The organism is Leptolyngbya sp. PCC 6406 (assembly GCF_000332095.2).
In the GTDB taxonomy this organism is placed as follows: Bacteria; Cyanobacteriota; Cyanobacteriia; order Phormidesmidales; family Phormidesmidaceae; genus PCC-6406.
In genome coordinates, this window is record NZ_KI913949.1 from 1679974 (window position 1) to 1692970 (window position 12997).

Annotated in this window: 11 protein-coding genes; 5 read left to right on the plus strand and 6 right to left on the minus strand. The window is 56.1% G+C overall.

The features are described from left to right. Window positions 1-19: 19 nt before the first annotated feature. From LEP6406_RS34695 to LEP6406_RS0207700, 5 genes are all read right to left on the minus strand, one after another. On the minus strand, window positions 20-154 hold the full coding sequence (locus LEP6406_RS34695; RefSeq protein ID WP_008318227.1) for a hypothetical protein: 135 nt from the start codon (window positions 152-154) through the stop codon (window positions 20-22). Next, window positions 151-1089 carry a diacylglycerol kinase catalytic domain-containing protein gene (locus tag LEP6406_RS0207685; RefSeq protein WP_008318231.1) on the minus strand — a complete coding sequence of 313 codons (939 nt, stop codon included), beginning with the start codon at window positions 1087-1089 and terminating at the stop codon, window positions 151-153. The genes LEP6406_RS34695 and LEP6406_RS0207685 overlap by 4 nt, the downstream gene beginning before the upstream one ends. Next, complete coding sequence (locus tag LEP6406_RS0207690; protein ID WP_008318233.1) at window positions 1089-2111, minus strand: SPFH domain-containing protein; 1023 nt, start codon at window positions 2109-2111, stop codon at window positions 1089-1091. The genes LEP6406_RS0207685 and LEP6406_RS0207690 overlap by 1 nt, the downstream gene beginning before the upstream one ends. A gap of 121 nt (window positions 2112-2232) precedes the next feature. Next, entirely contained in the window at window positions 2233-4287 is a 2055-nt protein-coding gene (locus tag LEP6406_RS0207695; RefSeq protein ID WP_008318234.1) for a prolyl oligopeptidase family serine peptidase, read from the minus strand. Window positions 4288-4646: 359 nt separating this feature from the next. Continuing rightward, complete coding sequence (locus tag LEP6406_RS0207700; protein ID WP_008318237.1) at window positions 4647-5381, minus strand: Uma2 family endonuclease; 735 nt, start codon at window positions 5379-5381, stop codon at window positions 4647-4649. Window positions 5382-5640: 259 nt separating this feature from the next. On the opposite strand from LEP6406_RS0207700, the gene LEP6406_RS0207710 reads away from it, so the two are divergent. The 3 genes from LEP6406_RS0207710 to LEP6406_RS0207720 all read left to right on the plus strand — a co-directional run bounded on the left by LEP6406_RS0207710 (window position 5641) and on the right by LEP6406_RS0207720 (window position 9475). Beyond that, a complete protein-coding gene (locus LEP6406_RS0207710; RefSeq protein ID WP_008318240.1) occupies window positions 5641-7749 on the plus strand; it encodes a pentapeptide repeat-containing protein in 2109 nt (702 codons plus the stop codon). Between the two features lie 335 nt (window positions 7750-8084). Then, the gene (locus LEP6406_RS0207715) at window positions 8085-8600 is read left to right on the plus strand and encodes a GNAT family N-acetyltransferase (RefSeq protein WP_008318243.1); all 516 of its coding nucleotides are present in this window, start codon (window positions 8085-8087) and stop codon (window positions 8598-8600) included. Window positions 8601-9220: 620 nt separating this feature from the next. Continuing rightward, window positions 9221-9475: a hypothetical protein gene (locus tag LEP6406_RS0207720; protein ID WP_008318245.1), complete on the plus strand. Its 255-nt coding sequence runs from the start codon at window positions 9221-9223 to the stop codon at window positions 9473-9475. Between the two features lie 23 nt (window positions 9476-9498). Here the strand turns inward: LEP6406_RS0207720 and LEP6406_RS0207725 are convergent, their stop codons facing one another. Next, window positions 9499-10221 carry a potassium channel family protein gene (locus LEP6406_RS0207725; RefSeq protein ID WP_027268944.1) on the minus strand — a complete coding sequence of 241 codons (723 nt, stop codon included), beginning with the start codon at window positions 10219-10221 and terminating at the stop codon, window positions 9499-9501. Window positions 10222-10452: 231 nt separating this feature from the next. Between LEP6406_RS0207725 and LEP6406_RS0207730 the strand changes: the two genes are divergently transcribed. Together LEP6406_RS0207730 and trxA are read left to right on the plus strand one after the other, a co-directional pair. After that, window positions 10453-11616 (plus strand): GuaB3 family IMP dehydrogenase-related protein, encoded by a 1164-nt coding sequence (locus tag LEP6406_RS0207730; protein ID WP_027268945.1) that lies wholly within the window; start codon window positions 10453-10455, stop codon window positions 11614-11616. Between the two features lie 320 nt (window positions 11617-11936). Then, window positions 11937-12257: a thioredoxin gene (trxA, locus tag LEP6406_RS0207735; RefSeq protein ID WP_008318251.1), complete on the plus strand. Its 321-nt coding sequence runs from the start codon at window positions 11937-11939 to the stop codon at window positions 12255-12257. Window positions 12258-12997 lie beyond the last annotated feature (740 nt).

The window sequence follows — 12997 nt, forward strand, 5'->3', positions numbered from 1 at the left end:
TATCAATTCAAGGGTAGCGTTAACGGGAATGGGGTTCTAGGGCAGGTGCGCCAACAATGCGATCGCGGCCTGCATCTTTAGCCCGGTATAGCGCCATGCCAGCAGCCTTCAGCAGATCCTCGATCTGTATATCCTGGTAACCGTATGCCTTCATATCACTAGATGCCCTTTTCTGGGGGCGATAGAGATAGTCGCTTCTGTGCCTGAGTTGAAGCGCAGAAAGTCCGACTCTATCCCATCGCTGAAAATAACACCGTTTTCCGGCATCTGAGAAGCAATAATGAGCGGCTGATCTCGGGTCACCTTGCCAAAGGTGATCGCCGCCCCGGAAGTCTTACTCGGCCACGGTTCACGTACCGAGAAATAAAGGTAGTCAGCATCCCACGCAACTGACTTTGGCCCGTCGATCTTCGGCTCATGCTCCGATAGGGCTGAAGTAACGCCTATCGCCCCAGCCAAGACGCTTCGCAGCCAGCCCGTAGATCCAAGACCTGTTGAGACGATGATTCCACTTGATGAATGATACTCTGTCTTCTCACCAAGCCGGAGCCTGTAGCGGGCTGACGTGTGCGATCGCGGACCAATGAACAAATCGTTCACCGCCGAAATACTTTCACCATTGTTAAGTTTTGCTTCTGCGATCGTCACGTCGGCCACTGGTCGCTTTTGCGCGAAAACCTCCGGTATAACGAGATCAAGGTCTCCCACCGTAAACGGCAACAGAACGCCTTCCCACCTTTGCGTATCCGGGTTAACGCCAACAAGCGGTTGATCCTCAAGATACTTGAGAACATTTGCCACCAAGCCATCTTGCCCAATAGCAACTACTGTGTCCCTTGGCCCGAAGATGAAGTTCGGCAAAAATGTACGGTCTACAACTTGAACAAGACCATGACGAGAAAGCAAGTTCTCGGTCTCCATAACAACCCGCTTGTAGATGCGATCCTCAGCTTGGTAGTCAGAAAAGTCTGCGCCCAAATGCTCAATGTAGAATCGCGCCTGGTCCTCAGTATTGAATCGAGCAATTAGTTCATCCAAGCGAGTGCGGCGGACAACTAACACAACCTTATTCTCTGTCTGTCGATCCATCACTTGGCATGGTCTCGGTGGAGTAGCTCACGCAACAGTTCTGGTGAAATGTTGAGCTGGCCGATTTTGTCCGAGCTTTCCGCAAGCTCCTTGAAGGCCAGTGCAACAAGTTGTCCAGGTTCCATGCCAACACTGGTCAGAGCCTGAAGCATTTTGGGATCAGTCCCAGCCAGAGCCCTCATCACGGCTGCAATAGCATAAGCCTTGGCATCCGCTTCCGCACGGGCATTGGCCGTAGATAGCGCAACAAACTCTCTATTCTTCTCCTCTAACGCAATCTTGGCTGCCATTTCAGCCTCTCTAATCTCTCGCTTCTTCTGCTGGACAGATTTCTCTGCCTCCATCTGAGCCTCTTTGATCTGCCGCTTCTTATTCTCCACAGCAATCTCGGTATTCAGCTCATTCTCTTTAATGCTCCGCTCTTGTTCCACGGCGGCGTTCCGTCGAGCGTAGATAGCTTCATCGGCCTCGCGGAGAATCTGCTCACGTGCCTCTGCTTCCAGCGCCCGCGAAGTTTCCGGTGTCGGCTTGATCGCTAGGATCGAAAGCCCAAGGATTTCAATACCAAGCGAAGCAATGACTTCCGCCGACTGAAGTCCGTCACGCAGTGTTGAAACCAGAGTATCCGATTGCCCCAATGCATCCCTGAGTCGAAGCGACTTCAGGCATGTGCGAGTGAGAACCTGCGTGTGATTGATAAGCCGTAGCGGCAGCTTCTTTGGATCCTCGGACGCATAGTCCCTTCCGTGTGAAGCAAGCGTGAAATTCATGAGCTGGGATAATTTTTTGGCCTCCGCGACCCGGTAAGTCAATTGCCCCTGAACCGTAACCGCTTGGAAATCCGCTGTGACTTCTTCGAAAATGAATGGCACATCCACGCTGCCAATGGGGATACGAACGAGCGATGTGGTCGGCGCAAAATAGAAAAAGGATAGCCCTGCTCCTTCGCGCACAACCTGGCCTCGTTTGAACTGGAGAACGAAATCCGTGGGTCCAACTCTGATAAATCGTATACCGAGCATATCTTCCCCTTATTATTTGAGGCGATTATTTTTCTGACGACCGGCTCCGCAGCCAGGGGTGCGAGCGATTACCTTAAAGGCTTAACCCAAAAGCTGATTCGAGCATCCTTGGATGCAAGTACTAGGATGCTGACCAGAGACCTAGGTTTTCGGCTAAGAAAGCCCACTTATCAGCTACCTCTTCAATCACTTTGGTAATGGGTTTGCCTGCGCCGTGGCCTGCCTTTGTTTCAATGCGAATCAGCACTGGAGCTTCTCCCCCATGGGCGGCTTGGAGGGCGGCGGCGAATTTGAAACTGTGGGCGGGGACGACCCGATCGTCGTGGTCGGCGGTGGTGATCAGGGTGGCTGGGTAGGCGGTGCCGGGAGTGAGGGCGTGGAGGGGGGAGTAGGCATAGAGCGCCTTGAATTCCGCCTCATCTTGGGGGGAACCATATTCCGACTCCCAGGCCCAACCGATGGTGAACTGGTTGAACCGCAGCATGTCCATGACCCCAACGGCGGGAAGGGCCGCTGCAAATAGGTCGGGGCGCTGGGTCATGCAGGCTCCCACCAGTAGGCCACCATTGCTACCCCCCATAATGGCAATGCGATCGCAACTCGTATACTTCTGGGCTATTAGCCACTCAGCGGCGGCAATAAAGTCATCGAACACCGTTTGCTTCTGCAACTTGGTGCCCGCCCGGTGCCAGTCCTCCCCATATTCACCGCCCCCCCGCAGGTTGGGGACTGCGTAGATGCCCCCCATCTCTAGCCACACTAGATTGCTGACGGAAAAACTGGGGGTGAGGGAAACGCCGAAGCCGCCGTAGCCATAGAGCAGGGTAGGGTTCTGGCCATCCAACTCAATCCCGCGCTTGGCGGTGATGAACATGGGCACCGGAGTGCCGTCACGGCTGGGGTAAAACACCTGGCGGGTTTCGTAGTCGGCGGGGTTAAACGCCACCTGGGGCTGGCGGTAGAGGGTGCTCTCCCCCGTCACCATGTCATAGCGGTAAATGGTGTTGGGGGTGGTGAAGCTGGTGAAGCTATAGAAGGTTTCCCGGTCTCCCCGCTTGCCATCAAAGCCGCCAGCGGAGCCGATTCCCGGCAAGTCCACCGCTCGCACGAGTTGACCCTGGCGGTCGAAGATCTGGATCTGCGATCGCGCATCCTGCAAATAATTCGCCACGAACTGATCATTGAGAACACTAATGTCCTGGAGGGTATCCGCCGCCTCGGGAATCACCTCCTGCCACTGGTCCCGCTGGGGCTGGGTTAGGTCAATGGCGACCAAACGACCCTTATCGGCGTTCAAGTCCGTGCGGAACCAAAAGCAAGAACCCTCATTGTCCACGTAGCTGTATTCCGCTTCAAACACTGAGATCAGCTCCACCACCGCACTGTCGGGCTGGCTCAGATCCTTGTAAAACACCAGATTTCGGGGCTCTGTTCCCCGCCACACAGAGATCACCAGATAGCGACCATCCTCGGTGACATTGCCGCTAAAGCCCCACTCCTTCTGATCGGGACGCTCATACACCAGCACATCTTCAGCTTGAGACGTGCCCAAGCGATGGAAATAGAGCTTCTGGTAATAGTTCACCGCCTCCAGTTGGGTGCTGGCGTCGGGCTCATCGTAGCGGCTATAGAAAAAGCCCTGGTGGTCATGGGTCCAGGAGACCCCCGAGAATTTTACCCATTTCAGGTGATCCGCTAGATCAACCCCACTGTCAATCTCCCGTACCTTCCACTCCATCCAGTCGGAACCGGACACAGAGAGACCATAGGCCAGATAGGCTCCGTTCTCACTGATGGCGATGGCACTGAGGGCAACGGTGCCATCCTCCGACAGGGTATTGGGATCGAGCAAAATCTGGGGTTCCGCCTCCAGGGTTGGCAGCGTGTAGAGGACACTCTGGTTTTGCAGACCATCATTTTTGTAGAAAAAATAGCGATCGCCCCGCTTAAAGGGAATACCGTAGCGTTCGTAGTTCCATAGCGCCGTCAGCCGCGACCGAATCCGCTCCCGCCCCGTCAATTTCCCCAAGTAGTCAAAGGTGATCTGATTCTGGGCCTCGATCCAGGCTTGGGTTTCGGCACTGTGGGCATCCTCCAGGCAGCGGTAGGGATCTGGCACCTCAACGCCGTGGTAGGTGTCAATGTGATGGCTTTGGGGGGGATGGGGGTAGGGCATGGGGGGGTGATGGGGTGATGGGGTGATGGGGTGGGGGGGTGATGGTGACAGGAATTTTGAATTTAATATCCCGTAGGGTGCATTCGCGAAGCAATGCACCGCAGAGATGCTGGCAAATCCCAAGATAATCCTTCAAAATCCGCCCTGCCTAGTGCCGGGGAATCCGGGGTTGGGCTCCTGGGAAATCCAGAACAGGGGGCTCAAAAGCTGCCCCCGCTCAGTCACCGGGCTCGTCTTCGCTGGCGGCCTTGAGCGCCCAGGAACAGGGGGTTCAAAAGCTGCCCTCCGCCCAGTCACGGGACATCCAGCGACCCAGCAATTATGGTGGGCATTGCTCACCCTAGGCAATGGGCTGGAGTTCAGGGGGAAACCGTATCGGGATCGATGCCTAGCTCCCGCAGGCGAGCAGCCAGAGCTTCAGCTCGCTGGCGTTCCTGATTAGCCCGCTCTGCGCCAGTGGGTAGCAGACGGCCTTCGGAATCGCACCAGCGCAGCCAGGTACCGGGCTGATCTTCAAACATGCCTTCCCAAAGCACTAGCCCTAGGGCCACATGTTCCAGAAAATACGGGGGCTCTAGGGGAATGTATTGACCACCATTAAGGGTGAAAACCCGCAACCGCTGACCATCCATGCGGGCCGCTTCCTGGATCTGCTCGATGGGATCAAAGACTACGTAGTAGCTCACCCTCAGGCGGGCGTAGCGGTCCTTTTTCTCCTCTAGTTCCTTTCCCACCCGATTCGAGACAATCTCGATGGCCACGTCCGGGACTTTGCCCATTTCCCAGACAAAATAGGTGCGGTTGCGCTTCTGGCTCCAGTCGGCGGGCATCTGTACCCCCAAGCTGAGGAACACACCGGGCACGATCTGTTCCTGGCGGGCAGTGTGGAAAAGGCCCACATTCGCGGCGGCGATGAAGGGTTTGGGTAGAACGGTGCCGCTGTAGAGGGGCTCCACCAGGAGTCGCTGCTGCTTTTCGCTCTGGAAGTTATCCACTGGGGTATCGTCCTCAATCACCAGATGGCTGATATCTGGGACTGGGATTTCGACGGTTTCCTCAGTGGTGACAGTAATTTCCACTGTGGATTCAGCCATAGAGAACCTTGGTGACGGTTGTTTTCCATGCTAGCGAATCCCCAGGCCAACACCATGGGGATAGCCCGCAGGATGGGCAAAGCGAAGTGTGTCCACCTGATCAGCGGATACGTTATTCTCCTGCGAGTCCTTGAAGTGGGCTTAAATAAGGAAAACTTGCTGACCCGGCACAGAACTCCGGTTTCTGTGCCCAGGTTGGGCCAAGGGGGCAAACTCCCCCCAGAAACCGGGGGTCTAGGGGCGCGCTGAGGGGGCAGGAATGGAGCAGGGCCGATACCACAGACAGCCCCTCAGGGCCAAGGAGGTGCTGCGACTCTACGCCGCCGGAGAGCGGGACTTTCGCGGCACGATTTTGCGCGGCGGCAATTTTCGCAACGCGAACCTGTCGGGAGCTGACTTCACCGGGGCGGATATTCGCAGCGCCCGGTTCGTCAACGCCACCCTGCACGGGGTCAACTTTAGCCATGCCAGGGCCGGACTCCAGCGCCACTGGTGGATCGGGCAACTGGGGATTGTGGGACTGATTGCCGCCTTGTCTGGGTTTCTGCAAGCCTTGGGCGGAGGGATCATTGGCCGTGCTTTGATTGGTTCTGAACCCACTACCCAATCGGCTGGCATCGCGGCGCTCATTGTGACAGTTCTGGTCTTCTTTATCCTTGCCCGCCAGGGCTTTACGCTGAAGGCAATGGGGAGCGCCGCTTTTGCTTTTGCTTTTGCTGTACCTTTAACTGTCGTTATCGGTTTTGCTTTTACTATAGTTATCGCTTTCGCCTTTGCTGTTGCTGTCGCTGGCGTGATCTTTATCGCTGTCGCTGTCGCTGTCAATGGCACTCTTGCTGCCATTGCCTCTGCCATTGTCGCTGTTGCGATTGCTAGCACTGAAGCTGGTGTTGACAATGTTGCTGTCACTACCGCTGTCACTGTTGCTGTTGCTAGCTTTGTCTTCTCTCTCTATATCAATCGCTGCATCCATAGGGCCGACCCAAGGTTCGAGAACCTTCGCATTATTGGCCTTGCCTTCGCAGCCCTCGGCGGTACCGCCTTCAGCGGGGCTGATCTCACCGAGGCCACCTTCGCCCAGGCTGGCCTCAAGAGCACCAACTTTGCCGACTCTCGGCAGCGCCCCACCACTTTTACCCGCGTCCGTTGGCACGGAGCCACCAAGCTCGCTCGCGCCCGCCTGGGCACCAGTAACCTGCAAAATCTCTCCATCCGCACCCTGCTCACCACCCTCCAGGGCAGCGACCAAGACTTCTCCCATGCTGACCTACGGGGGGCTAACCTGGCGGGGGCTCAACTGCATCGGGCTAACTTGACCGGAGCCAATCTCAACCGAGCCACGTTGCAGGGGGCAGAACTGCAAGGGGCGCAGCTTTGGGAGGCCCAGTGTTTAGGCACAGACTTGACCCAGGCAGACCTGACCGGAGCCTGCATCGAAGCTTGGAATACCGATAGCAGCACCTGTCTCCAGGCGGTGCAGTGCGACTATATCTATCTGCTGCGAGATTACCAAGAGCGGCGGCCCAACAGTGGCACGTTTCAGCCGGGGGAGTTTACCCAGCTTTTTCAAGAAGTACTTGAAACCATTGACCTAATTTTCCAGAACGGCATTGACTGGAAAGCCTTTACCCGCACCTTCCAGCAGGTGCAGGAGCAGCATCAGGAGACGGGGCTGTCGGTGCAAAGTATTGAGGCCAAGGGGGCAGGGGCGATGGTGGTGAAGTTGAACGCGGGGCCGGAGGTCGATCGGGCGGCGATTCACCAGGAGTTTTCTGAGATCTATCAGGTGGCCTTGAAGGAGGCAGAGGCCCGCTATAAGGCCCAACTGGAGGCCAAGGATGACCAAATTTCTGAATACCGGCAGCAAAGTGCCAATATGCAGGAAGTGATGAAGCTATTGGCCAGTCGGCCTGTGACGGTGGATGTAACTGCGATCGCGGAGAGCAAATCAATGCAAGGTAATGACCACAGCCGGAATGTCAAAATTGGGGGTGATTTCAACGCCACCCACAGCAACGTCACCCTCAACCTGGGGGAAATCAGCGGGGAGGTGACCAACCAGATTGGCCAACTGCCAGACGGTGACGGCGGCGACCAGCCCAGCCTCAAAGATCTGCTGAGCCAACTTAAAGCCGCCATTGACAATGATGGGGAACTGGACGACGACCTGAAGGCAGAAGCCCTCACCGCTGTGGGTCGCCTCGCCACCGTCGGGGCTAATCCCAATCCTGACCCTAAAACCAAAGGCATTGCCCAGCGGGCCACCGCCGCCCTCAAGGGCATTACCGATACCCTCAGCGATACCTCCAAGCTAGCCACCGCCGTCAAATCCCTGCTGCCGCTAGTTCTGGGGGTGCTGGCCCTATAGTGATCGCCCCTTATGTGGGAGGGTATGAAGGTATATATAGCCTAACGGCATTCAAGAAAGACTTTGGCGAAGCCACTCCCAGGAAACTCCTACGGAATTAACATCAACCCTGAATTTCCCGGCACTGGGTAGGGCGGGTTTTGAGGGTCCTATCCTGAATTTCCCGGCCAACACGAGCCAAACCCGCCCCTCCGGGATACACCTGTCACGTCCTGCATTGGGCGCGGAAACCGCGCCCCTACGGGCAATTCAAAATTCAAAACTTTCTGCCACCTGCCACATTGGGCACGGAAACCGCGCCCCTACCGCCCACCCCAACATCCCTATCTGTAGCAATGGAGAACTATCAACCACCGGGATATGAGTTCCGGCAGGGCAACCAACGCGATAGCCCTGCCGGGCCAGTCTTTAATCAACGCGCCCTACTTTTGGCCATCATGGGCCGTACCCTAGCCGAACTAGGGTCAGATTTAGGGGCGGCGCAGATCGCCCACACCATCGACACCCACCTGTCTACAGAGACCCCAGTGTGGTGGGTAAATGCGCTCCAGCCTGGGGGACTGCCTGGGAACCAAACTGGATCCCAGCCCATTGCCTGCCTCTGGCTGGGCAATGCTATGGATCAGCGTAGCGGCGATCGCCATGCCTATGTTCTGCTGCTCTATGTAGACCCCGACCACCGCCGCCGGGGCATTGCCACCACCCTCTTGGCCCTGGGAGAAGCCTGGGCACGGCAGCGGGGCGATCACCAGATTGGCCTCCAGGTTTACCCCGACAACACCGCCGCCCTAGGGCTATATCAACACCAGGGTTACCAGACCTCTGCGCTGTGGATGACTAAGCCCCTCTAGTGCTCAGTCAATTAATGATTGACGGGTGACCGAAATCCTGGAGTTTAGTTGGAGTTAAATTTTGAGGGTCTTCGACCCATCAAAATTTTCCTGACGGAACACTAGTGCTGGGCGTAAATCAGTCCACTATTGTCGCGTCGCCCAACATTTTCCGGTCCCCTCGCCCCCTGGGAGAGGGCTAGGGTGAGGGGCCGAGGTGTACCACGATAGAACGATTAGCGTATTTACGCCGCCCAGCACTAGTACCGCAGGGCGTAAATCAGCCCACTATTGTCGCGTCGCCCAACATTTTCCGGTCCCCTCGCCCCCTGGGAGAGGGCTAGGGTGAGGGACCGAGGTGTGCCACGATAGAACGATTAGCATATTTACGCCGCAGAGTACTAGCCTGTTCACCTGGGAAATATACGGATGGGTTTGACAATCTCGCTGAAAAAGGCCGTAATTCCTCCCCTCTAGGTTCCTAACGTCGGTGCTATAAAGATATAAAGAGGGTTGTGAGAGCTGACTTTAGCTTCACCCCCATTGCAGGGTTACCCACAAACGCTCTACCACAAACGCTAAGGACGCGCCCAGCTACATCGGCGCGTCCCTTCCTCACTTCTCTGCTCGGAGATTGAGCCATGACTATTTCTACTCGCCCCCGGACCCTAACGGACGAACTCAACATCGTTCACAACGCGGGACTGACGATGAATGATATGTTTCTTGCAGAAGCTGCCTTGGTGGCTCGGGAATTGCTACTAAAGCTTACGGAAAAGCATCACTGCTCCCTGGGAGACATTACCGCTGAGGATCTGGTTACAGAACTGCAACACCGTGCCCCCAGCACCTACATGACCCCCGCCATTCCCCCCGCTAGTGGCCTGACTGCCTAGGGAACACCTGGAAATATGGCGCGTCACTCCGGCTTTTGATTGTAGAGGGGCAGACGGTCTAACCCCTTATTATTGCCAATGACCACCATAATGGAGCCGTAGCGGAGGCGCGTCACCGGACTGGGATTAATCTCAAACTTTTCCATGCTGTCCGACTGGCTCAGGGCCAACAGTGTCACCCCGTAGGTGTTCCGCAGGTCCAACTCAACAATGGTTTTTTGATCAAAGGCTTGGGGTACCCGTAGCTCGACAATGCTGTTGTCTGGGTCTAGCTCAAAGCGATCTAAAATGCCGGGGCGCGTTAGCGATCGCGCCAGGGTACAGCCCATTTCATGTTCGGGAAACACGACATGGTCTGCCCCCACCCGATTGAGTAGCTTGCCGTGGATTTCAGAGGATGCCTTGGCCACCACATAGGTCACCCCTAACTCCTTCACGTTCAGCGTGGTGATGACGCTCTCTTCTACGTAGTTACCGATGGCCACAATCACTGTGTCAAAATCGGGAATTCCCGCCTCCTTTAGGGCCACTGGTTGGGTGGAGTCGAGTTGGATGGCATGGGACGCAATCTCATCGGTGAGGGCCTGGGTTACCCGCCGTCCATCGGTATCAATGCCCAGAACCTCATAGCCAAGACCGTTCAGCGTGGCGCAGACTGCCCGCCCAAAGCGACCTAAGCCGATCACAGCGAACTGGCGGTTGGTCGGACGCAGATTGCGAAAAAAACCGAGCGATGAAAGGTTCAAACGGAATCTCCTTCCAGGGTTGAGGCCGAATCCCATGGGGCGACCCCAATCGACAAAGATCGGGATTCAGGTGTTCTTGAGTTTACAAAATTATTGAGCCTAGAGCCCCAGAAAGCCGCAGAAAAATTAGTCTTCGGCTTTTCCCCCCGCTGATTGTTCTACACGTTACAGAACTTGGAAATGTTAGGCTAGCTGAATGATTTTTGGGGTTAGAGGGGGTTAGCTATGGACATGACAATTCAACTAGGGCGGGGTAAAACTGCCCGCAGGGCATACGGTATTGATGAGATTGCCTTGGTTCCCGGCCCCCGTACCCTAGACCCGCAATTGGCCGATACACGGTGGCAGATTGGGGGTATCGAACGAGAGATCCCCATCATCGCCAGTGCCATGGACGGGGTGGTGGATGTGGCCATGGCCGTGGCCCTGTCTAACCTGGGAGCCCTGGGCGTCTTGAATTTGGAGGGCATCCAGACCCGCTATGCTGACCCCAACCCCATCTTGGATCAAATCGCTTCTGTGGGAAAAGATGAATTCGTCGGGCTGATGCAAAAGCTTTACAGCCAGCCGATTCTACCCGAGCTGATTCAACAGCGGATTCGAGATATTAAAGCGCAAGGGGCTATTGCGGCGGTCAGTATTACCCCCGCCGGAGCCGTCAAGTACGGATCTGCGATCGCAGAGGCTGGGGCCGACATTGTATTTGTTCAAGCCACCGTTGTCTCCACCGCCCACCTGTCCCCCGATACCGTTGAGCCCCTAAATTTGGCGGAGTTTTGCCAATCCATGCCCATGCCCGTGGCCCTGGGCAACTGTGTCACCTACGACGTAGCTCTTAACCTGATGAAGGCGGGGGCCGCAGCGGTGCTGGTGGGCATTGGCCCCGGAGCCGCCTGCACCTCGCGAGGGGTACTGGGGGTGGGCGTTCCCCAGGCCACCGCTGTTGCCGACTGTGCCGCCGCCCGTGAAGACCACCATCGGGAAACCGGACAGTATGTGCCGATCATTGCCGATGGGGGCCTCGTAACTGGGGGTGACATTTGCAAATGCATCGCCTCCGGGGCCGATGGCGTCATGATTGGTTCTCCCTTTGCCCGCGCCGCCGAAGCCCCTGGGCGTGGCTATCACTGGGGTATGGCCACCCCCAGCCCTATCCTGCCCCGAGGCACCCGCATCCGTGTCGGCACTACGGGGACCCTAGAGCAAATTTTGCGGGGACCGGCCCAACTGGATGACGGCACCCACAATCTGCTGGGAGCCCTCCAAACCAGCATGGGTACCCTAGGAGCTAAGGATCTGCGGGAAATGCAGCAGGTAGAAGTGGTGATTGCCCCCTCTCTGCTTACCGAGGGTAAGGTCTACCAAAAGGCTCAGCAGTTGGGCATGGGCAAATAGACCGTAGACACAAAAAAACACAGGTTACGCAAAGAAAAGTGGCACAACTAAAACTGTCACTGCTTACAATAGAGACTTAGCGGAGACGTAAGTTTCCGTTCACTCCTCACACCACATACGCCCAGGTAAAGTTTTTTACCTGGGCGCTTCCTTATGGCGCAGTATGGGCTAGGGGGGAAGGGGCTAAACTGCGATAGCCAAAGGCTGGTCAAAGACCATCGCGTTAACCAGTGTGTCTAAATGCAAAACCCGCCGTTAAAGGCCCCCATCCTTAGCTATGGTAAGATCTTGGTAAACAAAGGCTAAGGATACTGACAGGCATGGCTGCCGAACAAGTAACAGACTCTACATTCAAGCAGACGGTCCTAGAGAGCGAACTTCCTGTTCTAGTGGACTTTTGGGCTCCTTGGTGTGGCCCCTGCCGGATGGTTGCTCCGGTAGTCGAGGAGATTTCCGAGCAGTACGATGGCCAAGTAAAGGTGGTCAAGGTTAACACTGACGAAAACCCCAGTGTTGCCAGTCAGTACGGCATCCGCAGCATTCCCACCCTCATGATTTTCAAGGGCGGTCAGCGGGTAGACATGGTGGTGGGGGCTGTTCCTAAAACAACCCTGGCCAATACTTTGGAAAAGTACCTCTAGATTCGCAGATCTGCATCTGATTTTGTAGATTTGGACGTGGATCTCGATCTGCGATGGCTTCTTTGGGCCGGTTATGGGGCGCTTACAGCCCCCAGTACCGCAGGGCGTAAATCAGCCCACTATTGTCGCACCAGCCCAACCTTTTCCGGTCCCCTCTCCCCTTGGGCTGCTGTGTACACATATTTCTGGAAGGGTGCTGAGGCCCCTTGCAACCCCCCCTTAATCCCCCCTTATAAAGGGGAGAAACTCTAGTCCTCCCCCTTTACAAGGGGGAGTTAGAGGGGGTCAGGCCGGGATGCACATCAAAACAGTGACTTATAGCGGTTCTCACTCGGGTTAAGTACAGGCAAGGGGCTTAAGCCCCTTGTTCGCCAAAGTGTCATTAAGTTGAGGTGTACCTCATCCATTAGGGAACCGCTATATGTGTACACCGTAGCCCCATGGGAGAGGGCTAGAGCTTCGGCGTAAGCTCAGCCGAACGGTGAGGGGCCGAGGTGTGCCACGATGGAACGGCCAGGGTATTTACGTCGCAGAGTACTAGCGTGATTCCCTAGGGTGGGCGTGGTTCTGCCTACCCCACAAGGGTTTCCCCATTAATTGCCCACACGCCCTAACGTCATAGGGCGAGCCATATTTTGTAATTCCCTCAAAACCCCCAGGGTGCCGACACCCTGGGGGTTTTGATTAGTCTTCTCTAGGCGCATGAAAACGGGAAATCGCCTACTGCCGCCCAAGACCCA